Here is a 23,713-nt window from a genome sequence, read left to right as displayed (position 1 = left end):
CCGGAGAGGAAGCCGGGCCGACTGATCGGCCCGGCGGGTCATGCCTGTAGTCTAGCTATACAACGATCAGCCGTAGACAGGGAAACGGGCGCACAGAGCACTCACCTGCTCACGAACCCGACTGTTTACCGCCTCATCCTCCAGGTTATCCAGGATGTCGCAGATCCAGCCAGCAAGGTCACGGCACTCAGACTCACCGAAACCACGGGTGGTAATCGCCGGAGTACCAAGGCGCAGACCGGAAGTGACAAACGGAGAGCGAGGATCGTTGGGGACCGCGTTCTTGTTCACGGTGATGTGTGCCCGCCCCAGCGCCGCATCTGCGTCTTTGCCAGTGATGTCCTGCTTGATCAGGCTAACCAGGAACAAATGGTTCTTTGTGCCACCGGACACCACGTCATAGCCACGATCCACAAACACCTGGGCCATGGCAGAGGCGTTCTTGACCACCTGCTGCTGATAGGTCTTGAACTCGTCGCTCATAGCTTCCTTGAAGCAGACGGCCTTGGCGGCAATCACGTGCATCAACGGGCCGCCCTGGCTGCCCGGGAACACCGCAGAGTTCAGCTTCTTCTGCAGATCAGCGTCGTCACAGGCCAGGATCAGGCCGCCACGGGGACCACGCAGGGTCTTGTGGGTGGTGGTCGCAACCACGTGGGCGTGGGGAATCGGATCCGGGTACACACCGGCGGCTACCAGGCCGGCAACGTGCGCCATGTCGACAAACAGAAAGGCGCCAACCTTATCCGCGATTTCACGGAATCGGGCAAAGTCCAGTTCCTGGGAATAGGCGGAGAAGCCGGCAATGATCATTTTCGGCTTGTGCTCAACCGCCAGCGCTTCCACTTCGTCGTAATCGATCAGGCCGGTTTCCGGGTTCAGGCCATACTGCACGGCATGGTAGATCTTGCCGGAGAAGTTGACGCTGGCACCGTGGGTAAGATGACCACCGTGCGCCAGACTCATACCGAGAACGGTATCACCGGGTTTCAGCAGCGCCATAAACACAGCAGAGTTTGCCTGGGAGCCGGAATGCGGCTGCACGTTCGCGTAGGCGGCACCGAATAGCTCTTTGGCGCGCTCAATCGCCAGATCTTCGGCAATATCCACAAACTCGCACCCGCCGTAATAGCGCTTGCCCGGGTAGCCCTCCGCATACTTATTGGTCAGCATGCTGCCCTGGGCTTCCATCACCCGGGGGCTGGTGTAATTCTCGGACGCGATCAGCTCGATATGAGCTTCCTGGCGCTTCTCTTCCGCCTGCATGGCGTTCCAGAGTTCGTCGTCAAAGCCGGCGATTTTCATTTCACGATTAAACATGGATGCGCTGCCTCTGTGTGCTTGGCTGGCCCGGAGAGCTTTGGCAATCTCCGGAGGCTCCCTGAAAAATTGGGCCGCTATTCTATCTTACAAACGGGTGAAAAATCATCCTTTATACCGTCCGCAGATACCGGCATGCGGCCAACGCCGGTTTCTGCTCAATTGCTATCACTGGTAGGTTTCGATACCTTACCGGGTCAATAGCACTAGCTCGGATCAAGGGCGGCGGGGCTGGCCTTCCGGGATCGTCAAAATCAGGGATGATTTTGTCGAGCGTACATGGACGTATTCACAGCGTATCCCGGAAGGCCAGCCCCGCCGCCCGAACCATCAGATTGCGAATTCACGAACCTGTCTTACCAAGAGGTTTACGCCAACATGGCCCAATCTGTTTATCTATCCCATTAGTTTTTCGTTATGTTTTATCGGTACACAACCACTCCCTGTACCAGCTGGCCTTCCACCCCTTCCTAGTACCTCCACCCTGTCATCTTCACGAAAAACCAGTCGTTTTAGTTAACTTTTACCGATTTCGGACCAAATTGGACTCAAAAACTTAACTTTTTTGTACGCGCCCACTGATCAAACCTTGCCAGAAGTAAACAGCCGCGCTCCAGCTCTGAGACAACAAACCGCAGATCGCACTAACCTTCCTAGTGGACAGCTTGGCCAGCACATATCTCCTTTAGACACATTTCTCCTGTACGCTCAGCTTTACCACCAGGATCAGACTCATCGTGGATGGCGCGAGGATCAGTGAATGACGAGCAGCCACCATCGAGACTGTCAAAGGTCGGCACCCCCGACCCTATACACAGCTTCTAGACATTTCACATGCCGCAATATTTAGGTATATCGAAACTCTTCTCATTGAAGAGCCAAATGCAATCATCGAAGCACACCTTGATGAGCACCTCTGGGCCGAATAGATTCGATGTGCAAACCTTGTCGCGGTCTATTTAGCGGAAGCGCCGGGCATCCTGACTCAGCCTACGGGCCAAGATGAAATTGCAGAGCATCAAATGCGACAGAGAGGGATTTCCTGGTCACACGCCAGGCGGATGCTCAAATCGCTGAGCCAAGCCAGCAGCTCCGCCTGACAGATCGACTGATCGCTGACGCCACCATCAAGTCACCGCACTTGCGTGCTGCACATCCACTACAATATTCAGCGGAACCTAATTGAAACGGTCCGCCGTCGACATCGACAGACGGTTGCCAACAACACTTTTCTGTTAAACATAGATGACAAGCTTATTCTTTCAATCGAGGCTGATCGAGCAATAGCTCTGAAGGGTGACATCTCAGGCATTCGGCGAGTAAGTAGAGCTTCTCAATAGTGACGTTGACTTCCCCCCGCTCAATTTTGCCTACATAGCTCCTGTCTATTCCCGCCTCGTAAGCAAGACGCTCTTGCGAAAACCCTTTGGATTTTCGAATCGCACGCAAATTCCGGCCAAAAGCCTCGCAAACCAGTGAGCCCATTTCTCGCCCTCACAAAAGGCAAGACTATGGTTTCTTGAGGCATCACAGGCCACGGCATATAATACCCATTTTTTTAAGATCGACTTGTTCGATCAAAAGACCAATTGGGCCGCCGAATGGAAAAGACACAGTCACTGCAAGTCGATAAGATACTGATCGAACTGTTGCGAAAGCAGTTAGACACTCCTTTTTCCACCACCAGTATTCGGGATCTGTACGTCCTTCAAATACCTGAAGGTCAGCGACCGGGTCGCAACCAACTCCGCAAGCACATCTATAGAGAACTGCTGCGACTTGAATCGGCCAAGGTGATTGAACGACATGGCGGCTCCACGGGCCGCGGGTGCAAATTTATCTTCCGTCCAGAACATTCAAGCGTCGAGCTCGAAGCCAGGCCCTCGCCGTTCGAAACCAGTGATCCTCATGTTGAGTCACCGATGGACGTTAAAACACAGAGAGCGCTGCAAGAAGAGCTCTCCCAAAGGAGGATCGAGCTTGTCGCCAGCATTGGTGAAGCGGAAGAATACCAGCGCCTATATAACAAATACCCAGCGCTTCGAGGGGCCGTGAAGGAGCAATATCTGGAGTCTCGAGAGAAGAGCACGAAACTCCTGGGCCAGCTGCGCGCTGTCGAGTCCGTGATCACGAAAGTTGGCTTTCCCTCATGATGCAGTTGCGCGCGTGGCAGAGTGAGTGTATTGCTCAGGCTCTGAAATCTTTTGAACGCCAGTCCCACTTTCTATGTCATGCGACACCCGCGGCCGGGAAAACTGTCATGGTTGCGTCTGTCGCTAAGGCCCTTTTTGAACGGGGCAACATCGATTTTGTCGTATGTTTTTCACCTTCGCGAGCAGTAGCACAAAGTGTCGCCACAACTTTTAGCCAGATTCTCGGGAGAAGCTTTAATGGCCAAATCGGTGCTGCAGGTGGGTCTTATACCTATCAGTCGATGAGTACGCTCCCCAGTGAGCTTTGGCGAGTGCTGAGCGACCATCGAGTCCTCGTAGTATTGGATGAGGTCCATCACTGCTCTGGTAGTAGCTGGGACGAATTCTCTATGGGCAACAGTTGGGGGAGAATCATTCTCGATAGAATTCAGGGAAAGGCATCCTTCACAATCGCTTTATCCGGAACGCCATGGAGAACGGACGACAACCCTATTGTTCTCGCTCGATATTCTCAACCGGACGGCGAGCTGCATTGTGACTACGAATATGGCCTACAACGGGCTGTTCTCGACGGAGTGTGCCGAGCTCCAAATATCGTGCTCACTGACAATCGAGAGATCCATCTGAAGTCATCTGAACTCGGCCTTAAAACCTATTCCAGTATCCGTGACACTATCAAGCAGGGTCATATTTCTTATCCCGACTTTCTTTACCGGAACGAGGTGATCGACCACACGCTTTCTGAGGCATCAAAAAGGCTATCAAAGATTCGGCGGCGCGTTCCTACTGCGGCCGGGTTGGTCGTAGCAGCCACCGTGGTTCACGCAGAACAAATAGCGACCAGGTTTTCAGCCTTGGGTGAGAAACCCGTTGTTGTGACGAGCCGGACTCCGGAAGCTCATGAGGTCATCAATAACTTCAGAACCTCCTCTGATCGATGGATCATTTCTGTAGGGATGATCAGTGAAGGAACCGACATTCCTCGACTCCAAGTATGCTGTCACCTTAGTAGAATTCGAACAGAGCTCCATTTCCGGCAGGTTCTCGGCAGAATCCTCCGTTGCCAGGCAGGCGAACCTTCTGACATAGGAGGCTGGCTCTACGTACTCGCGGAACCCAGCCTGACAGAGTTTGCGCGTCGAATTGGCGAAGATCTCCCAGAGCAAAACGTGGTTTCATTTTCACCCAGGGCTTCAAGGCAAAACGCGGATGGCACTATGGAGCGAGCAGTTGTACCCGAAGACAGTGACGCATCCGAGTGGGACTTCAGTGTCAATGGGACGGATACCCGGACAGCAAGGCCTGACCAAACATGGCAAAAGGAAACAACTGAACTCTCCATGAGCAATCATTACTGGAAAGAAGTTCTGTCTTTATTCGGGGATAGGATGCTGTGACGGCTTCCCCGAAAATTTTTTCTGAGTTCCATTATCGGAATATTCCCGCGGACTTTTCTCAGACAATGAGTGGACGAATCCTCAGAACTTGATGGTTCGTTTATGCACGCTTGTGGAGCCCAGTTTAATGGCGTTTGCCCACAAATTTGGGGACAATTTCTCTCTAAAACAAGCAATTTGTTCCAATAAACTTCACGGTCGGCTCCACTTTGGTGCAATTAGTCAGTTTTTGGAGCCGTGCAGGCCTGAAAAGCCAGAGGCTGGTATTTTTAACGATCTGAAAATATTAGCGGTATGGCACTTTTCATACTGAGAGGAATGTAACGGGTTATCATTTTTGCTCTTTGTTATCCGGTTGATCTCGATTTTCCATAAAATCCTCCGTTACGCCCTCAGCCTCAAAGCACTCATCCCACACGGGATCAGTTGGCCGTTCGTAGCGAAGGACGGAACCTTTTAAACGTTCCAGAGCTGTCGGCTCATTACCCTGCGGCTCGGCAAGCTCATCCGCATGGGCCGCATAGGGATCCAGGCCGTCAAGCAGCTCTTCTTCAGTGAACCTTTTCTTTTTCATACCGCCTCTTTTGAGAGCGAATCATTACACCCTTAGTATAGCAATTGGTCAGGTGCGACACCTATTGAGGAAAGACTTGGTCCAACTGGCTTCCGCCGGAGACAGCTGAAGATCATATTGTTTTACGATTCGGCGAAATCGCGCCACGTATCCGCACTTTCCAGATGGTGGCAACCACTCGTCCGGGCCCTGGGCGCCCTTTGATCCTATAACAATATAAAATATCCCAAATGATCGTATGAGTGAGTGAATAAGCGTTTTTAGGTTTAGTAAACATACTAATCTAAAATCCTAAAAGTTAGCTGAAAGAAACCATGGCGTGACTTCTGTTCATGTAGTAGCACGCAAAAAAATCACCCCACTTTTGCGTCCACTCGGTTTTCAAAGCGGACCTTTCTGGACGTTCAGTTAAGCTCAAGCTCTTTTAAACAAAAGCGAACATTCAGAAACGACCGAATTTGACCCAAAACGGCCCTTTTCTTCGGCGCTTCATGATCTGATTGCCTCCCCCCCCCCCCTCCGGAGTCACCGAAAGTCCCTCTGACATTGGAGTTTTTGGCAAAACACAATCGTGTGGAGAACTCTAATTCGCGGCGCAATTAAAACAGGGATGCTTACATCGTCACCCACCGGCTGATTTGAGTTTTCAGTCAGTTTTCGACTCTGGCTTCGTTTTAGGTCTGCGCTGAATCGAAACAACTGGCTATTTACGCATTTGAGAAACTAGGTCGAGGCAACTCGCTGCAAGGATAGCCTGCGCGCGATTTTGAACATTCAGTTTACGTAGGACAGCCGAAACATGAGCCTTAACAGTGGTTTCCGCCAAGTGCAAGTTGTACGCGATCTGTTTGTTAGACTCTCCGCGTGTCATTCTCTCTAAAACTATCAGCTGTCGCTTCGTTAAAGATTGAAACTGGCTCGGATCAACCTCTGCTTCTGAGCCGGCCATGACAGCACCACGGCCGTTACCATTTTCGAATTCGTCAGAGCCTGCACAAACGCAAATCTTGCCATCCAAAACCTGTCGAATAGCGTCGACAATTTCATCTCTTGATGCAGTTTTTGCTATGACCCCCATGGCCCCCTGACCGATCGCCTGAGACGTGACATATCTGTTTACTCTAGCCGACATGACTATGGTGGGGAGCGAAGGCGCGATCTCATTTAAACGACCAAGCCCACCAAGCCCTCTCATATCAGGCATGTCGAGATCGAAGAAGATGAGATCAAGGCTGCCATGCTCACTCACGATTTCCATGGCGTCTTCCAAGCTGAATGCCTCGAAGACATGTTTGCAATCATGATTTCTCTGAATAATGCTCCTTAAGGCATCGCGAAAAAGCGGCTGACAATCAGCAATCATAGCCTTGAATAATGACGTTTTGCCGACTTCTTCCTGGCCAATGTCAGGAACCGGGAGGGAGTGCAGCGTGGTTTGGCTCTTTGACAAGCTTCTGAGGTTATTGGCTTCTTCTAGCATTTGTTATTCCTCGCCAAACTGTACATACATTTACTGGTGTGCTGCTCGCACTCCTCGCCGCATGGATACCTGACTATCTCGAGCGGCATCGCGCAAGGAGCCATACAGCAGACCTGCGTCATTCTGTTGATCCCCATATCGATGAAGCTTTGTGGCTCACCTGTGAGGAAGGTGGTATTCGACTCTCGGAAGTTGAATGGTCGACCAATCAAAGCTAAACCCCGGCTTCTCAGGGCCGGGGTTTAGCATTCTTCCTAAAGGGCAATGACAACCGACTTTGTTTCAAGATATGAATCGAGTGACTGCTTACCCATATCACGTCCAACCCCGGAGAGTTTATAGCCCCCGAATGGGATGTTGGCGTCAAGCATGTTGTGCCCGTTTACCCAGACAGTGCCTGCTTTTAATTTCGGGATTAAGCGTTGCACCTCAGAGAGATCGTTTGACCAGATGCTCGCTGCCAGCCCATATCGACTATCGTTGGCCCGGGCTACGACGTCCTCGATATCATCAAACGGGATGACCACCAGAACGGGACCAAAGATCTCGTCCTTGGCTATGACCAGAGAGTCGTCTTCGGTCGCAAATATGGTGGGCTTGACGTAATAACCTTTGCGGTCAGCACGTTCGCCGCCGGTAACCAGGCGTGCACCTTCCTGCCGCCCCGTCTCAATGTAGTGACAAACCCGGTCTAGCTGAACCCGGGACACGAGTGGCCCCATTTGAGCATCTGGATCCAGGCCAGGCCCCAGCGGGATGGCCTCTGCTAACTCGGCGAGCCGATCCAGGACCTTGTCAGAAATGCTCCGGTGAACGTAAAGTCGGGAGCCGGCACTGCAGGTTTGTCCATGGTTGAAAAAGATTGCTGCCGCTGCTCCTTGCGCAGCCTTTTCCGCATCACAGTCAGCCAGAACAATCATTGGAGACTTGCCCCCCAGCTCCAAGGTAACTCGCGCCATATTATCCATCGCAGCACGGCCTATGATCTGACCTACCTCAGTGGATCCGGTAAAACTAATCTTGTTGATGTCAGGATGAGTTATCAGTGCTGACCCGGTGCTCTGGCCCTCGCCAGTAATGATGTTGACAACCCCGTCAGGAAAGTTTGCCTCTTCGATCAGCTCGCCCAGATAGAGGGCAGAGAGCGATGTTTGTTCCGCAGGCTTCAACACAACCGTGCAGCCCGCTGCAAGTGCCGGAGCCAGTTTCCAGCAGGCCATCAGAAATGGAAAGTTCCACGGTATGATCGCGGCAACAACACCGACGGGTTCGCGTCGGGTATAAGCAGAAAAGTCAGAGTCAGCCGGGGCAAAGGGCATGGACACGTCAAGAGTCGAGCCCTCAATTTTTGTTGCCCATCCGGCCATGTAGCGAAAGAATTCCAGTCCCAGGCTTACGTCAACAGCTTCGGCAACAGCAACAGACTTGCCGTTGTCGATCGCGTCCAGCTCAGCAATGATTCTGGCATCTCGCTCGATCAGATCTGCAAGTTTGAGAAGCAGGTTCTGACGGGCGGAGGGTCTCATTCGGCCCCAGTCATCACTATTGAACGCACTTTTTGCGCAGCTAACCGCTTTGTTAACGTCATCAGGATGTGCAAGGGGTATGCTTCCTATAACCGTTTCTTCAGCCGGGTTTTCTACCTCTATGCGTTTGTTTTCCAGAGCATCAACCCATTGGCCGCCTATCAGCATACGGTGATTTTGACGTGCCAGGAACGCCTGGGTTTTATTCTCTAAACCATGTGGATGTTTTGTGAACGTATTCATTAGTTTCCCCCAAATCACTGACTTTTTGGACGGATAGCGTCTGCAGTACCCTGAATAAACGCTTTGATTTTCTCGACATCTGTCTTACTCAGCGTTTCGGTAAAATCGGGCATGCCACTGGAAACGAATGGACCGTGAAACAGGAAGGCGTCCAGGTTTTCAATGACTGATTTCTTTGAATAACCCAGGTTTGGAATATTACCGCCCTTGTCTACGCCGGGAACGCCATGACAGAACACGCAATTACTGACGTAAAGAGCCGTGCCTTCTCCAATGAAGTCGGGATTGTATTCAACGCCCGAAACCAGAGAGTTCAGCTGATACTGGGTGAACTCAGGCATCTCGGCATCACCGTTCAGGACAAATGTATAGACAGTGCCGGCGGTCTTGAGGTCGGAGGCCCTCTGGGATTTTCCAAAAACACCGCCCCAGCCTGCCGCAATAGAGACATACTGAGTGCCGTCCACTTCATAGGTTATGGGCGCTGCAATGACGCCGGTACCCATTGGGGATTCCCAGAGGGGGTCACCCGTCCGAGCGTTGAATGCCATAAAGCGAGCGTCTGCGGTTCCCTGGAATACCAGATCGCCGGCCGTTGTCAGGGTTCCGCCGTTCCAGGGAGAGACGTGTTCGTAACGCCAGGCTTCCTGCTGTGTAACGGGATCCCAGGCTGTAAGTCGCCCGAACGGCTTGCTTGATGGTGGCGCTACGTTAAATTGGAAGGCGGTGTTCCAACCTATGCCACTCATGGGTTGTCCCGGCTCATTGCTTTCTATGCTTTCCCAGGAGGGGTCCTCGACCATTGTGATCGGGATGTGCTGAGACGGGAAGTAAGCCAGGCCGGTTTGGTGGTTAAAAGACATTGAGTGCCAATTATGTCCACCAAAAGGCCCAGGGATGATATCGAAGGGTTCGTCCATGGATCGTGCTTCAGGAACTTCTATTGGGCGACCATTGCTATCGTATCCCGTGGCCCAATTAACATCGACGTAATTATCGGCCGATATGAATTCACCATTTGTCCGGTCGAGAACAAAAAAGAAGCCGTTTTTGGGAGCTTGCATGATTACTTTGCGACGCTCCCCATCAATCATGAGCTCGCTGAGAATCATGTCCTGCGTTGAAGTATAGTCCCAGTTATCCCCGGGCGTGGCTTGGTAGTGCCACACGTACTCACCAGTGTCGGCATTGAGAGCAACAATTGAGGAGAGATAGAGGTTATCTCCACCTTCCGGGCTCCGCTTCTTGTGTGACCATGGAGAGCCGTTACCTGTGCCGATATATAAGAGATTCAGGTCCGGATCAAAAACGATGGAGTCCCATACGGTGCCACCGCCACCGGCCTCCCAGTATTTTCCACTTGGGTCCCAGGTTTTCGCGGCGCGAGCCATGGCTTCGTTTTCAAACGGTTCGTTCGGATTTCCCGGCACGGTATACCAACGCCATTTCTGTGCGCCGGTTTTCGCGTCGTAAGCTGTGATGTAGCCCCTGACTCCAAATTCGGCCCCACCATTGCCTATGATCACGTTGCCGTTAACAACTCGAGGTGCGCCGGTAATCGTATAGCTCATGTCGTTGTCGGGCAGAGTATTCGTTTCCCAGACTTTTTCGCCGGTTTTTGCATCAATAGCGATCAATCGACCATCGTAGGATGCAACATAGACATTTCCGTAGTGCACTGCCACACCGCGGTTTACAACATCACAACAACCCCTTGAGCCCGCCTCCCCGGGTACTTCAGGGTCGTAGGTCCATAGTTTTTTGCCGGTCTTTGCATCGAGTGCATGTACAATGCTCCAGGAAGCAGTGACGTACATCACGCCATCCACGACAAGCGGAGTGGCCTCGACTCCTCGGGTAGACTCGAGGTTGTAGGACCATGCAAGCCCGAGGTTTTCGACATTATCGGCCGAAATTTGGGCGAGAGGGCTAAAGCGCGTCTCCGCATAATCAAAACCATGGGTTGGCCAGTCCTTGCCGGTTTTGGCGTTTTCAATGATATAGCTTTGATTTACCTGATCAGCCGCAATAACAGTGCTGGCTCCGATTACGAAAAATGGAACTAATGCACTACTTGTTAGTTTTTTTGATAGACGTTTTCTGTAGTGATTATTAGTCAGTTTCATTTTTATATCCTTTCGTTGTTATTACTGTTTTATGGGATTTTAAAACGCTTTTAGAATACGAAAGTTGAGTCGGTGCTGTTCTTTAAATCCATTTTCTACGGACAAATCTCTTCCATAATTTGCGATTAGTTGCAGTCCCGGATTCGCAAACCATGCCGTACCGATAGTCATCTTGGTAGTTGCAAGGTCATTGTCCTGGTTTATATCGTTTACTTGTGTCTCACCGCCGAGGGTATGAGAAATGCCGGTGCGAAGATCCCATTGAGGTGTTACGTTATAACGTAGGAAGCCTTGGAACTGGTACAAGGGATCCTGTTCCAGAGTGGCTTTGGAGGCACCAAGTTCGTCATTCTTGCCGAAAAAAGTGACATCACCAATCAGGTCTAACGAGATTTTAGAGGTAAGACCGGTGATGTAACCCGCCTGCAATGCATATTTCCATCGGTTTTCGCCGAGGTTTAATGTGTCATTCCGATCGTAACTCCCTACAGGAACATACAGAAACGGAGTAATGCCGAAGTAGGTGTTACTTTCGGGCTTGTTTACAAGCCAAACGGTTGCGGCAAGTAACAGGTCGCCAATGCCACTGGTGTCACCGAGGGCAGAGGTATCGTCTTTTCCCTCTACCTTGCCGAATGGAAGGAGGAATTGAGGGTCTACTGTATAACCGCCAATTTCAGTGAAATGCACCCCACGCAGGATTCCTACCTGTGAGTCCAATCCAGCGTTAATGGGGGCCTTGTCTCCATCCGAGTAGAGGGAATCGGCAGTGGCGTATTGATAGTAGACCACTCCAAGATTGGTGCCGGCGGGCAATGCTGTGTAATCCCCGGCATCAACCTCAATAGCTACTGCATTACCAGAAGCCAGCAACATAGTGGCCAGGCCAGCAGAAGCGACGCAGAAATTCCCAATTCTGGAACGGAGTAAACTTTTGTGCTTATAGTTTGATACAGATGACATGATGCAGCCTCTTATTAGTTTTGTTGGTATTGCACTCGAAGTTAAGCAATCAATATGCCAGATCGATTGATCCTTAGGAAATTATTATGAAACAATTACTTATGCGGCTTTATAGCATCTATGTTTTAGTTTTTGGAAAAAAATGGATCGTTTCAATACACTAAAATTGGATGGTTGAATAAAAAAAATACAGAGTGGTGGGTGTCCTTATGCATAAAAAGATCGTTGATCTGAACACTCAGGTCCAGCAAGCCCGTGAGTTGTTTGACGAAGGGCGTGTTGTACCATCCCAGTGGGTGCGGGATGAGGTTTTGCGCTCTTGGCTAAGATGCAGAAAACATGGCGTGTCCCCCTCTGATCAGCTCTTACTTGAGGCCGCGCAATTCGACCAGATTTCTCATATCCGCAATCAACATCAGCGTCTCATGACATTTGCGGAGCCTGAAATGCATCGGTTGTTTCGTGCAATCAGTTCTGCAGGTTGGGTTTTGGCGTGTGTGGAAAGAGAAGGCCACAGCATTAAATATTTCGGCAATGACAGTCCCTGCTACGAATTGCTGGGAGCCGCTTTGAATCCTGGTATGGACCTTTCAGAGGATATAGCTGGAACCAATGCCCCCGGTTGCGCTTTGATAGAAGGCAGGCCGTCGCTTGTGTGTGGAAGTGAGCATTTCTTGCATTCTCTCCGCGATCTATCCTGCGTGGCAGTGCCCATTTTTGACCCTGCAGGGACGCTGGTCGGGGCTTTGAATGCTTCGAAACCTTATGATGGCCGACCGGTCGGGATTCTTGAGGCAGTTGCGCTCGCAACTCGGTCTGTTGAGAATCGAATGGTCGACGATTTGCGTGGCGCCTTAGTCCTCGCGCTTCACTATCGCCCGGAGCTTACGCAGTCACCTATGCGTGGTTTGATACATTTCGGCGAGGATGGTGAAGTTTTAGGTGCAAACCCCTCGGCCAGGCAGATGCTGGATATCGATTCTCTCGAGAAGATGCAGAGTCATGTCTGTTTCAAAGACTTATTCTCATGCCGCGCTGCCGAGATTGAGGGATCACAACAAAGCCCTCTTGAGGTTGAATGTCACAATGGGGCAAGGCTTTTTCTTAAAGTTGAAAGTCTTCGCAAAGGGCCTTTGAGCGTCAACTCGATGCCACAGCAAAGACGGCCGGACATCGTTCAGTCTTTTTACGTGGGCGAGCCTACAAAACCACTTTTCGACAAGGCGCATCGGGCTTTTCAGTTTGGAGTTCCGGTTCTGGTGACTGGGGAAACCGGAACGGGCAAAGAGGTTTTAGCACGGTCGTTACATGCCAATGGGCCCTCTTCAAAAGGCGCGTTTGTTGCCGTGAACTGCTCGGCTATTCCTGCCGGGTTGATCGAATCAGAGTTGTTTGGCTACGCAGACGGTGCATTTACCGGTGCCAGACGTGGTGGCGCCAGGGGGAAGTTTGAGGAGGCGAACGGCGGTACGCTCTTCCTGGATGAAATAGGCGATATGCCATTGGAATTTCAAGCACGTTTGCTACGTGTTTTGCAGGAACGCACTGTCACAAGACTTGGAGAAGAGAAGCCTCGGCCCGTCTCGTTTTCTCTGGTCTGTGCGACACATCGGAACCTTGATGAGCTTATGGAAAGCGGAGACTTTCGGAGCGATCTTTATTACCGGATCAATGGCCTCAGGGTGCAGCTCCCTGCTCTGCGGGAGCGTGAAGACCTCGACGCTTTGATTGATCACTTGCTGGCATCAATTTCACAGGAAGATTCCCCGTCGATTCTGACATCCGAGGCTCGTAATCTCTTAAGGCACCATTCGTGGAGAGGTAATATCAGAGAGCTCCAGCAGGCACTGAATCTTGGTCAGGCGCTGTCTACTCAGGGAATTATCGATGTTGAACACTTGCCCGAAGACATCAAGGTCCAAAATGACACTGCGGAGGTGGACCTTGGCGAGGGCGGCACACTCGCCGCTGCAGAGCGCGAGGCGGTGCGATGTGTGCTTGAGAAACACAATCACAACGTCAGTGCCGCAGCTCGAGAATTAGGGATAACACGAGCCACTCTCTATCGAAAAATAAAACATTTTGGTCTCTGAGGTAATTCATGGAGTAGCCCGGATTTCTCATGAGAGGATAAAACGCGCCGCTCTTTTCAGCGAGCAAGCGCCCGGGCATTACAGTTTGTCAGGTGCATCCGGCTTCCAGTTGTGGGCCATTAGCTTGGCTGTGCCGGTCGCTGTCCGCCTATTCTAAATGTCCGCTTTGCGACCTCAGCGTGCTTAATCTCCCGGAATCTCGGCGACAAAAAAGGTCCGCTTCTTATCAAAAAACGGACGTAGCCTCGATTTCAATTGAGGGCTCTGCCCTCTCGCCGCAAGCGGCGATTCGCCCGAGGTATTTAAGGACCAGCGATTTTATCGCCGGATTCTGGCGCACGGCGCTCTCTCCGATACCGATAGCGTTGGCGACTTCGCCACGGTTTAGCTGGCCCCGAAAGACGATTTGCTTTAAATCGTCATCGGTTTTCGTAGCGGCCCAACGCTGAAAGGCAACAAGGTTTTCGCGAGCTTTTTCTTGTCCGTTAGTCATTCCCGATACTCAACGCTTTTTCAAGGGCATCCACAAAACCGTTTCTGAGGACAACCTTGCCGTTTTGGTCCTTGATGCTGCCGCGTTCTGTTTTAGTCCAGCCCTTTAATTTAAGGGACTCCTCAGAGATGGCGTCTCTCAATGCATCAATCTCGTGACTCAACAGGCTCGGTAACCTCGATTCAGATTTGTCTTCAGCACCCGCTCGGTAGTCAATTTCCAATTTCTTGATCGATGCAAACCTTTTATTTTCGGCCCTCAATTTACGGACCTTCGAAATCAGGTCGAGTATGAGGAAGCGGTGAGTTTTATTGCTTACCTCATCAACCCAATCGTACTCGCCCGAGGGCGTGGTCTGTGCTTTGATCGCTTTCTTTTTCTGGTCTCCAAGCGCCTGCCAAGCCTCAATGACCGCTCTATAATGTTCTCCGGTTTTGTTTCGGATGGTCTGCTCGCTAGGAGCGCCACGACTGGCCCCAAGCTTCGCAATCGTTGAGATTCTGAAATCAACCGAGCCTGACTCATGATGTTCCTTGCAAACGGCGTGAAGGGCCTCCAGGGACTTCCTGGAACGAGAATTTTTCAGTTGGCCCAGTATGGCCTCGTAGACTTCGTTCGGTTCACTCATTGCAGCTCTCGATTTCTAGCGGGAATTTCAAAGACCCGTTCATGGCTGACTCGATCTCTTGGCGCACATCACCTAGCTGTAGTGGTTCGGCGAGATCTTCCAAGGTGATTTGCCCATTGATCAACTGGTCAGCGACGTGCCAGTTATTCTGTGTCACTTGCATAATCAGCCGGACGACCTGATTGGCAGCTTTGAGCTGCTGATCCTCGGTCAACCGAAATATCGCGGGTGCAATCCCATTGGTGTCCGCCAATTTGTCGAGCATCTGACTGAGCAGGGGGCGTGCTCTGGAGGCACTGGCGCTCTCGTAAATCTCAGCGTTGGCACAGACCTCAGCGAGCAACCGAAATTCGCTGCTTTGCTCCTCCAAATGCATCTCCATTTCCACGTAATTGCCGCTGACGATCAGCTGGTGCTGGCCTGTCTCGGAGGTCTTCAGCAGTTCGGTAGATTGAGAAATCAGGCGGTATAAGTGCTGGAGATCCGTGAGAAGCATGTCGAGCTTTTTGGCTTTTTCCTCATACGCCGAGGTGATCTTTTTCAGCGTTCGCTCTTTACCAAAAAACTGTCCCGAAGACTCGGCATCGTACCGCTCGTCATCGAGCGTCTGCCTTTTTTCTTCGAGTTCGTGGTATTCATTGCGGGTGACATTGATTTCCAGAATGATTTCGTTGGCAATGGCCGACAAACCGCCCAGAAACGCCGGGCCGGTAATGAAGAAGCGGCACTGGGGACAATTTCGAGTCCCAAGGTAGCCATTGGGCACGGGCGCGTACTGTGCTTCAACCTTCCGCTCAACCAGTGCCATGCCACCTTCGTCACACTTGTTGCCGCTCATGGGGCAGATTCCGAAACTCATAAGTTGGAAGGCTCCAGAGGGCCAATTAGGTGTCAGACACTGATCCATGATGCTTCGGTCTGTGGCGATTAATTCCGGACGCGCCTCTTCGATTTTCTTCTGGAGGATGAGGTCTTCGTAACGATAATGACTCTGCTCAAGTGCCCGTTTTTCAGCCGCCGCCATCTCCAGCCGCATTTTGCTGGCTCCTACCTTTGTGTAGTAAATCGTCATCACCAGAGAGGAATGACCAACCAGCTTTGAAATCACGGCTATGGGCGCTCTGCCGTCGACAATGTAGGCAGTGATAAGGCTGACGCGGAGAGCATGAGGTGTAAATTGGCTCTTGTAATCCACGCTGCTCTTTTTTTCGATTTTCTCAGCGAGGTCCGCGCCTGGCCTCTGACTATGGAACAACAGAGCAGGCAGGGTTCGTGTAAACGCGGTTGTCGTACGCATGGGCGACGCCTTCTCATCACAGGCGTGTGAGGCCGGGTCGCGGAACAGGAACGATTGTTTACCGCGCCTTTTGAGGATGTCTTTGTGTATCCTTTGCTGCGGGTTGATTTGCGTCCACAGTGTCAGTTCTTCGATTGGGTTGTATTTGGATTGCCACTCCCGAAGCTGGATAATCCAATACGCCAGATCTTCCGGCATGAACGGAATATCGTAGCCGCCCAATTTCTTTCCGGTTTTGTTCGTCGTGATGTAGGCGCTCAACTCACCGTCATTGTTCCCTTTCTGAATAAAGCCCTTATTCCGCTTTCGGGTCGCAAGCGGACTTGGATTTTCGATCCAGTGAACCTTCCCATCACGCCATAACGGAACGAATTCATCTCCCTCTCCGCTGTCGAGCCAACAGATTTGCTGTCCTCGCAACGGAATGGATAGCAATGTGTAGTTTGCGACAATTTTTACGGGCGACCATAACTCGTGCATCTCTTCAAAATAGCGCTTGCGACCTCGCTTCCGCTCTTTTTTGACCACTCGATAAATGCAGTTTGGGTCATTGTCATCAATTAACTGTGGATCAACCCCGAACCAGCAGTCTTCGAGGAAGGGATGCAATTGATAGAGATCGCGAAACGACGTCGCCTCTAGCGGAATCAGATGCTGCTTGGCTCGTACAATGGCATCCATGGGCAATGGAGGCTTGTCTGATTCACTGCGCTTGTAACTGGGTAACTGATCTAACAAACCCTTGAGAACGGTTCTAAGAGGATTGCGGTAGCCGGGCAGAACTATCAACTCACCGTTCTCGTCCTCGTCAGAGCAATAAGTCTCCAAAATCCACTCGAAAAAAGCGGAACAGGCGTTATGCCGTGGTTTTTTTACAGTATCTGCGGTGACATTTATGAAGTTTTCGTACGCTCGCTCATCAAACGGGATATCCCTTGACAGCATGGCTCCCGGGTCGTCAACCAAGCCCAGCTTGTCCACGTAAAATCTAAGGAGTGCTCTCAAATGTGAGTATTTGTTGGATTGGCCTGTACCAGCCTCTACATAACACTGAATGGCTTTCCAAAACTCGGGGTATTTGCTGGTCAGTTCTCGATTAATGGCGTTTTCGTTGCCCAGGAAGTGAGGCCAAGATATCCAATGTTCGGAATAAGTTTTATTCGGCTGCGATGGCAACTTCGGGTCTTTTTCGTAGCCCCTGAAGTATTCCGCACCTGTTTTTAACCCCAAGCATTGAGCGGCTTCGGACGCCTCGGCGAGCGTCGCGTACCTCTTAACGGGGCGCTCAATGCCAAGGTAGCTGTACCAATCATCCCAATCTTCGGCATAGAAGTCGAAGGGACTTACTGTCAGCTTCGGGTCTTGTTTGTAGCCCTCGTAGAATTCCTTCTGTGTTTTGAATCCCAAGCGCTGGGCTGCTTCGGACGCCTCGGCGAGCGTCGCGTACTTTTCTTTGGGACGCTCATTGCCAAGAAAACTGTACCAATCAGCCCAATTTCTGCGATACATTCCGTCGGGATGGCGTGGCAGCTTCGGGTCTTGTTTGTAGCCCTTAAAGTATTCTGTGGACGTTTTGAATCCCAAGCGCTGAGCGGCTTCGGACGCCTCGGCGAGCGTTGCGTACTTCCCATCGGGGCGTCCAGTGCCAAGGAAGTTGTACCAACTACTCCAATCTTCGGCATAAAAGTCGTTGGGAGAACCTGGCAGCTTCGGGTCTTTTTGGTAGTCCTCATAGTATTCCGCCTGTGTTTTTAACCCCAAGCGTTGAGCGGCTTCGGACGCCTCGGCGACAGTGGCGTGCTTCTCACTGGGGCGTTCAGTGCCAAGGAAGCTATACCAATCATCCCAATCTTCGGCATAGAAAACAGAGGGTTGTGATGGCAGCTTCGGGTCTTTTTGGTAGTCCTCATAGTATTCCTGCTGCGTTTTGAACCCCAGGCGCTGAGCGGCTTCGGACGCCTCGGCAAGCGCCGCGTACCTCTCGGGGCGCTCAACGCCAAGAAAGCTATACCAATCATCCCACTCTCCGGCATAACTTCGTTGGGGATTCGATGGCAACTTCGGGTCTTTTTGGTAGCCCTCATGGTATTCGGTGCGTGTTTTGAAGCCCAATCGCTGAGCGACTTCGGACGCCTCGGCGAGCGTCACGTATTTTTCTCTAGGGCGCTCATTGCGAAGGAAGTTGGGCCAATCAGCCCAATCTTCGGCATAGTGTTTGTCGGGAGCTGCTGGCAGCTTCAGGTCTTTTTTGTAGCCCTTGTTGTATTCATCTCTTATTTCGAATCCCAAGCGTTGAGCGGCCTCGGACGCCTCGGCGACAGTGGCGTACTTCTCACCGGGGTGTTCAGTGCCAAGGAAGCTATACCAATCATCCCAATCTCCGGCATAGAGTTGGTTGGGATTTGCTGGCAGCTTCGGATCTTGTTTGTAGCCCTTCTTGTATTCCGGCTGCGTTTTGAATTCCAAGCGCTGAGCGGCTTCTGAGGCTTCGGCGAGCGTGGCGTACTTAGTTGCCATGAGTGAGTCCTTTCTTGATTGGAGAAATTAAGCCGTGCTCGGGCGACAATCTGCTCAAATGCGCACGCATCTGCTTATCAGTGAGTTCGGTGTAGACCTGCTGACTTTCTATCGATTTATGGTGTAGGGCGTTTTTAATGATCAGAGAATCAGCGTTTGCATCAGCCAGAGCTTGCCCATACGAGTGTCGGTGGGCGTGTGCTGTCGTTCCCGCTTCTTTTGAAAACGGTAAACCAATTCTCTCAACGGCTCTTTTAAGCGATTGGTTATAGCCTTTGATTGAGTGCGGAGCGCCTGATTGCGTCGTGAATGCAAACGGATGTTTACCGCCATCGGGGTATCGCTGGTAGGTCAGGTAAAGCCGCCAAAGGTCGTTAAAGGTTTCACCAGCACTTCTTGGAAACCACCAAACCTGAAGAAAGTGGCGACTTTCATTGTCCTCTTTGGGCGCTTTCCAACCTGCATGCAGCGTATGGGATTTCGAATATTCAAATCGCGGTTGCATCCCATACTTGTTGAGCAACTCTTCGCGCCTGCTGGGGCCGTTTGGACGGGGCCGCCCTTTATCGGGATGAAAAATTTTGACCAGTGCGGTTCCGTCCTCCCACGGCACGACATCTTCTACCCAAAGGTGAAAGCACTCGCTGAGCCTGAGTCCGCCGTAATGCATCAGCATGGTAATGAGCACATTCTTCAGGTCCAGGCGCTCATAAACTACGTCGCTCGTTTCAAAGCCATATCGCGTAAGGCCATTCCACAAGAGGTCGTCAATTCGTCCAGGAGGAAAGCTTTTCTTACCCTCATTGCCGTTAGAACGCGACACCGTCCTGGGCATAACCTTCCGGAAATAAGCAGGGGCTGGTTTGTTAGCCCAAAGGTGGGAAAGAAAAGCCCGCCGTTTCTTTTGGTAGAAGGCTGCGAGGCCCATCCACTCCTCGTAACGAGTCGGTTTCACCGTTGGGTTTATCTGAAGCTTTTTCTCTTCATACTGCTCAGAGAGCCAGTCTGTGTATTGTGTTATCAGGCTGATTAGAAAGTTCGCGTCCTTATCCTCGCGTGGTTTCCACCGCAGCCAACTCGGATCGCTACCGTCCTCGCCAATCGTTCCGGTGTAGAGGCTGTTTGAAAACTCCTGAAACAGTTGGTGAGGAGTTTCAAAGCAGTCTTTATTCTGATTCGTGTAATCGATGAGGAGTCGAACCGCAAACGCGCTCCTGTCTTTCCAGCTCCGAGATTTGTATCGATGAACGATCAAATAATCCAAATAACTTTTCAGCAAACCATCTTGGGTGACGATCACCGGAAGACTTATCTTCGTCCCCGTGTTGTCTACTTTGATATTTGCCTCTATGCAGACGCTGTTCAGCACGCAATTTCCAATTGGTAAAATAGTATGTTCGTAATTCCACTATATATGCATGTATGCTCAAGAAAAACCAGATTTCGATTTCTGGCATAGGTTTTTGATGCTTTTTAGGATATTTTTTCTATTCCACTAATACTTCTATTTAGGCTTAGCTCGACAGGCCAGAGATTGACCATATCGTTTGCAAACCGTTCTCTTTTCGCTTGGGGCCAAAGCTGTGCGCCACGCTTCCAGGCCCAATTAAGAGGGACCACGTGGTCAATGTCGATCTCGCTACTGTTCTGGATGACGTTGCCCGTGAAGGGACTTATCCAGCGACCGGTGACGACTCGACACTCTTTGTCTGTAGCGAATCGCACCGTAGTGCTGGAAGTTTCGATTAGTGCCTCGGCCCGACTGTTCTGGCAATCGCCATCTGCGTCATCCCACCCATTGCCAAATGCTGATCTCGCGTAGGACGTTGAGCTGGCCTCCGTCGGCTGAGTTGATTGGTTTTGCACCAATGTCTTTGGTAAGCGTCCGCCACTTGTTACGCAAGCGTCAACGGAGTCAAAAGGCTCAAAATCCCGGGTTCGTTCGTAATAAGGGCTTGCGGGTGGATGGCAAATGCCAGACGACGTCTTCTTGACCACGGCTGCACTGGCAACTCCGGACGCGATAAGCAGCATTACAGCCAACAGAGAATGCTGGAAATACTTCACTGACTTCCCCTATATCTCAAAAGCACAGACCCGAACGTCATGTTAAAGACAATGGTCACCGGTATTCTCTGTAGGATAAATCCCACCCGCCTTTCGGATTTATCCGCTTTAGGCGGTCGGCTGAAAACCAGACAATGCGGTCGAGCCGTTTGATCAGGATGATCAGGGCTCAACGCCGGCAAGGATGCCTGGCAAACGCGACACCTGCCAAGTGGTGTGACTCGCCGGGGAGAGGCCTGGTGTCCACTTCTGTTGTTGATTCCTTTCCACTTCGGCCGAGACGACGCGCATTTTAAATAGCCTGCTGTGCCGACGAAAGACCCGTCAAAGAAAATATTTCCAAATGATCGGCTCAACTAATTTAGCCGCCGTTTCACACAGTTGTGGGGCCGGTGTCGGGTCCAACTTCTTCGCTATGACCACAAAGCGGACCTTTTCAGATAGGGGCCTGCCTAATCCGCTATTCGGAAATAAAGCGCGCTGAGGTCGCAAAGCGGACATTAAGATTTTGGAATAACGCCTTGGCTTTGCGGCGTGCCGGAGCGACAGCGTAGGAGCGTTCGCCAACAGCCACAGGTTAGTTGATAGATGGTTATGCAACGAGGTTCCAGTAGCGATTCTTAAGGCAATCCAAGAACCAGCGAAGGTCAGGCTTATGCAATGATCTGGCCCTTATGACAGCACCCTTGGTAAACCTGGCCCGTATAAGAGAACAACAACTGCCCATCATGCTTCATCAAACAGTTCAGACTATAGTATGCATTCCTGCCTGCACATCTCTGTCGTGCCGGCATAGAGGATAGGCCTGGCTGCCGGTCTGTATCAACCGATCCGTCCGGGTACTAGCACTCTGGCAGTCGGCCGCCACAGTATCTCTCTGCTCCCTTACCAAGCCAATGTGTCCCCGCAGCGCCTCGATGCACATCCCTAACCCGTCGGGCAGCCTTTGAACGCAGCATCCCTCACACTGGTCCTCCGCATTTCACTTCAATGATTTTCGCCCTCCCTTCGCATCCAACCATAGTATGTAGCCCAGACAGGTTCGCTGAAACTCCCTAGCAGTCATCCCGGTTTTGTGATCCACGCTGATAAGAGGTTTCTAAATCCGAAAAATAGTCGCTATTACAACTTCATCAGCCACCTCACACACACCGCGACCTCGGATTTTACCTCGCGCAGCTGCACCCAGCTGCGCCAGGATTCTGTGCCACACTTTCCCGATTGCTAAATTGGCTCACGGTTTGAAGATCACACGCTCTACTAGCAAAGCACAGGTCTAACTGAGTAACGGGTGTCGCGCATTTCTGCACACCTACCCTCCCGGGCTTCAGAAACAGGTCCACTTGCCTTATGTACCGTTACCGTCCTAAGGATTCTTCAAGACCCACGTAAGCCAGCGACGCCACTGCCAGTAGAATTGTTCTCTGCTATTACCACTGAGTTTCAGATGGCCGGGATTGCCGGCTTCGCAAGCAAAAAAATGGCCCCACAAGGGGCCAAAAGGATCGCAACACAATGCAATGGGAATCTCTAATTATGACCTGAATCAGTGACTTCGCTCGCCAATATACCCGTCAAGCCCACCTCTGCGCCAACAAGAGGCGATAACTGGGTGAGATTCTGACTTTGAGGTCAGGAAGCAAAGAGCGGGAGCAACCGATGGTTCGAGATTGGTTGATAAATAACCAGCATGCAGTGTTTAGGCAATAGCGGGCTGTCCCGGCAGAGGATTCCGGGAGGATTGTTTTTTGCCAGTGGTTGAGTTGGCCTATCCGGCGGAAGCAAGGCCCCGATAAAGATCGCGGTAAACCGCAAAGCCTGGGCAGTGTCGGCCAAATCGCAGGATCCACTGCCGGCCACTGTGCACCAGGCGGCAGGCCATGGTCATGATCTCCTGCATCACGGTTCTCAGGCGGCGACGCCTGGCCGGGTGGCGAACCGGTGCATCCGGGCCGGTCAGTCGCAGACCCATCCAGCGCAACACGTTGTAACCCATCGTCGCGAAGGCCATGACCAGGTTGTTGGTGTCGAATTTCCCGGACGGAAGTCGTTCCAGGTCCAGGTCGGTCTTGAACTCGCTGTGGAACTGCTCACTGGTGGCGTGATCGCTGTACAGCGCCATGATGTGTTGCTCGTCGGCTACTTCGGCCGGCAACGAGGTCACCCAGCCTTCGAGGCTGACTTCCGGTTCGAGATACAGCTGGCCTTCGGCATCGCTGGTACGAACGGTGACCTTCACGATGCGACGTAGACCGGGCTCGTCCGGAATCGCTTCCGACAGAACCGCTTCCATCTTGCCATCGCGCTCCAGTGACCAGGCTTTCCGGGCCTGGACCTTGTCCGCCCAGACGAGCGGATCCTCTTTACGAGGGTTCCACTTGATCAGGAAGTCGACCTGGTCCTGCTCGCGCAGGAAATCGCGATTGGCACGGGCATCGTGTGCGCTGTCCAGGCGCAACAAAATGGGCTTATCCGTCAGTGATCGAGCCCGGGGTAACACCCGTTTGAGGGTATCGAGAAATCCCTTGTTGGCGTGCTGGCTGCCAGGGCGCAGCTCGCAACCCAGGCACCAGCCTTCCTGCCCAAGGTAGGCGGCCATCGGCGCATAGCCGTCATAACCCTTGTAGGTGTAGCTGACACCCTCTTTGCGGGTCTGGCTGTTGTCCATGGGAAAGACATCCATATCCAGCGCAACGTAAGCGTTCATTCCAGGACGTCCTGCCACCCGGCTGAAAATCGCCCTACAGTAACCTCACATTTTTCAACACGAGGTTACCCCCATGAGAAAGCACCGTACCCCAGAACAGTGGCAGGCCCTGGTTGATCAGCAGCGCGT

The 23,713-nt window shown here is 51.7% G+C and carries 15 protein-coding genes and 1 pseudogene; 3 read left to right on the top strand and 13 right to left on the bottom strand.

Annotated features, from left to right (window positions below; translation table 11 throughout):
• Positions 1-66: 66 nt before the first annotated feature.
• On the bottom strand, positions 67-1,320 hold the full coding sequence (gene glyA / locus AC13C0_RS03365; RefSeq protein WP_117619560.1) for a serine hydroxymethyltransferase: 1,254 nt from the start codon (positions 1,318-1,320) through the stop codon (positions 67-69).
• Positions 1,321-2,574: 1,254 nt separating this feature from the next.
• Positions 2,575-2,805 (bottom strand): helix-turn-helix domain-containing protein, encoded by a 231-nt coding sequence (locus tag AC13C0_RS03360; RefSeq protein ID WP_053114477.1) that lies wholly within the window; start codon positions 2,803-2,805, stop codon positions 2,575-2,577.
• Positions 2,806-2,921: 116 nt separating this feature from the next.
• On the opposite strand from AC13C0_RS03360, the gene AC13C0_RS03355 reads away from it, so the two are divergent.
• Positions 2,922-3,473, top strand: coding sequence for a hypothetical protein (locus AC13C0_RS03355; RefSeq protein WP_053114475.1), 552 nt, complete (start codon positions 2,922-2,924; stop codon positions 3,471-3,473).
• Positions 3,470-4,870, top strand: coding sequence for a DEAD/DEAH box helicase (locus AC13C0_RS03350; protein WP_075267661.1), 1,401 nt, complete (start codon positions 3,470-3,472; stop codon positions 4,868-4,870). Before AC13C0_RS03355 ends, AC13C0_RS03350 begins: the two co-directional genes overlap by 4 nt.
• Before the next feature lie 331 nt (positions 4,871-5,201).
• Here AC13C0_RS03350 and AC13C0_RS03345 read toward each other — a convergent pair whose 3' ends face one another.
• The 5 genes from AC13C0_RS03345 to AC13C0_RS03325 form a co-directional block, all read right to left on the bottom strand.
• Positions 5,202-5,444 (bottom strand): AbrB/MazE/SpoVT family DNA-binding domain-containing protein, encoded by a 243-nt coding sequence (locus AC13C0_RS03345; RefSeq protein WP_053114471.1) that lies wholly within the window; start codon positions 5,442-5,444, stop codon positions 5,202-5,204.
• 703 nt (positions 5,445-6,147) lie between these two features.
• Positions 6,148-6,924 (bottom strand): LuxR C-terminal-related transcriptional regulator, encoded by a 777-nt coding sequence (locus AC13C0_RS03340; RefSeq protein ID WP_052479352.1) that lies wholly within the window; start codon positions 6,922-6,924, stop codon positions 6,148-6,150.
• Positions 6,925-7,178: 254 nt separating this feature from the next.
• Positions 7,179-8,693, bottom strand: a complete 1,515-nt coding sequence (locus tag AC13C0_RS03335) for an aldehyde dehydrogenase family protein (protein ID WP_058091439.1) — start codon at positions 8,691-8,693, stop codon at positions 7,179-7,181.
• A 14-nt stretch (positions 8,694-8,707) separates the two neighbouring features.
• Entirely contained in the window at positions 8,708-10,819 is a 2,112-nt protein-coding gene (locus tag AC13C0_RS03330) for a PQQ-dependent dehydrogenase, methanol/ethanol family (protein ID WP_082040488.1), read from the bottom strand.
• A 39-nt stretch (positions 10,820-10,858) separates the two neighbouring features.
• Complete coding sequence (locus tag AC13C0_RS03325; protein WP_482953962.1) at positions 10,859-11,782, bottom strand: transporter; 924 nt, start codon at positions 11,780-11,782, stop codon at positions 10,859-10,861.
• A gap of 209 nt (positions 11,783-11,991) precedes the next feature.
• On the opposite strand from AC13C0_RS03325, the gene AC13C0_RS03320 reads away from it, so the two are divergent.
• A complete protein-coding gene (locus tag AC13C0_RS03320) occupies positions 11,992-13,875 on the top strand; it encodes a sigma-54-dependent Fis family transcriptional regulator (protein ID WP_058091440.1) in 1,884 nt (627 codons plus the stop codon).
• Positions 13,876-14,101: 226 nt separating this feature from the next.
• Here AC13C0_RS03320 and AC13C0_RS03315 read toward each other — a convergent pair whose 3' ends face one another.
• The 6 genes and pseudogenes from AC13C0_RS03315 to AC13C0_RS03290 all read right to left on the bottom strand — a co-directional run.
• Positions 14,102-14,368, bottom strand: coding sequence for a hypothetical protein (locus tag AC13C0_RS03315; RefSeq protein ID WP_011783462.1), 267 nt, complete (start codon positions 14,366-14,368; stop codon positions 14,102-14,104).
• The gene (gmtX, locus tag AC13C0_RS03310) at positions 14,361-14,996 is read right to left on the bottom strand and encodes a gamma-mobile-trio protein GmtX (protein WP_011783463.1); all 636 of its coding nucleotides are present in this window, start codon (positions 14,994-14,996) and stop codon (positions 14,361-14,363) included. Before gmtX ends, AC13C0_RS03315 begins: the two co-directional genes overlap by 8 nt.
• Positions 14,989-18,810 (bottom strand): gamma-mobile-trio integrase GmtZ, encoded by a 3,822-nt coding sequence (gene gmtZ / locus AC13C0_RS03305; protein WP_011783464.1) that lies wholly within the window; start codon positions 18,808-18,810, stop codon positions 14,989-14,991. The genes gmtX and gmtZ overlap by 8 nt, the downstream gene beginning before the upstream one ends.
• Entirely contained in the window at positions 18,800-20,179 is a 1,380-nt protein-coding gene (gene gmtY / locus AC13C0_RS03300; protein ID WP_114435623.1) for a gamma-mobile-trio recombinase GmtY, read from the bottom strand. Before gmtY ends, gmtZ begins: the two co-directional genes overlap by 11 nt.
• 104 nt (positions 20,180-20,283) lie before the next feature.
• Entirely contained in the window at positions 20,284-20,844 is a 561-nt protein-coding gene (locus AC13C0_RS03295) for an HNH endonuclease family protein (RefSeq protein WP_482953966.1), read from the bottom strand.
• A 1,801-nt stretch (positions 20,845-22,645) separates the two neighbouring features.
• Positions 22,646-23,575: pseudogene (locus tag AC13C0_RS03290) on the bottom strand (IS1380 family transposase); the annotation flags it as partial.
• Positions 23,576-23,713: the final 138 nt, after the last annotated feature.

It is taken from the genome of Marinobacter sp. B-21 (genome assembly GCF_056857895.1).
The sequence above is the reverse complement of the archived record's forward strand: the minus strand, read 5'-3'. Positions and strand labels throughout refer to the sequence as shown.

What these genes read in the sequence shown, in the direction of transcription:
- glyA (WP_117619560.1), bottom strand. Translation starts at nt 1,320, where the DNA reads ATGTTTAATCGTGAAATGAAAATCGCCGGCTTTGACGACGAACTCTGG.
- AC13C0_RS03360 (WP_053114477.1), bottom strand. Translation starts at nt 2,805, where the DNA reads ATGGGCTCACTGGTTTGCGAGGCTTTTGGCCGGAATTTGCGTGCGATT.
- AC13C0_RS03355 (WP_053114475.1), top strand. Translation starts at nt 2,922, where the DNA reads ATGGAAAAGACACAGTCACTGCAAGTCGATAAGATACTGATCGAACTG.
- AC13C0_RS03350 (WP_075267661.1), top strand. Translation starts at nt 3,470, where the DNA reads ATGATGCAGTTGCGCGCGTGGCAGAGTGAGTGTATTGCTCAGGCTCTG.
- AC13C0_RS03345 (WP_053114471.1), bottom strand. Translation starts at nt 5,444, where the DNA reads ATGAAAAAGAAAAGGTTCACTGAAGAAGAGCTGCTTGACGGCCTGGAT.
- AC13C0_RS03340 (WP_052479352.1), bottom strand. Translation starts at nt 6,924, where the DNA reads ATGCTAGAAGAAGCCAATAACCTCAGAAGCTTGTCAAAGAGCCAAACC.
- AC13C0_RS03335 (WP_058091439.1), bottom strand. Translation starts at nt 8,693, where the DNA reads ATGAATACGTTCACAAAACATCCACATGGTTTAGAGAATAAAACCCAG.
- AC13C0_RS03330 (WP_082040488.1), bottom strand. Translation starts at nt 10,819, where the DNA reads ATGAAACTGACTAATAATCACTACAGAAAACGTCTATCAAAAAAACTA.
- AC13C0_RS03325 (WP_482953962.1), bottom strand. Translation starts at nt 11,782, where the DNA reads ATGTCATCTGTATCAAACTATAAGCACAAAAGTTTACTCCGTTCCAGA.
- AC13C0_RS03320 (WP_058091440.1), top strand. Translation starts at nt 11,992, where the DNA reads ATGCATAAAAAGATCGTTGATCTGAACACTCAGGTCCAGCAAGCCCGT.
- AC13C0_RS03315 (WP_011783462.1), bottom strand. Translation starts at nt 14,368, where the DNA reads ATGACTAACGGACAAGAAAAAGCTCGCGAAAACCTTGTTGCCTTTCAG.
- gmtX (WP_011783463.1), bottom strand. Translation starts at nt 14,996, where the DNA reads ATGAGTGAACCGAACGAAGTCTACGAGGCCATACTGGGCCAACTGAAA.
- gmtZ (WP_011783464.1), bottom strand. Translation starts at nt 18,810, where the DNA reads ATGGCAACTAAGTACGCCACGCTCGCCGAAGCCTCAGAAGCCGCTCAG.
- AC13C0_RS03295 (WP_482953966.1), bottom strand. Translation starts at nt 20,844, where the DNA reads ATGCTGCTTATCGCGTCCGGAGTTGCCAGTGCAGCCGTGGTCAAGAAG.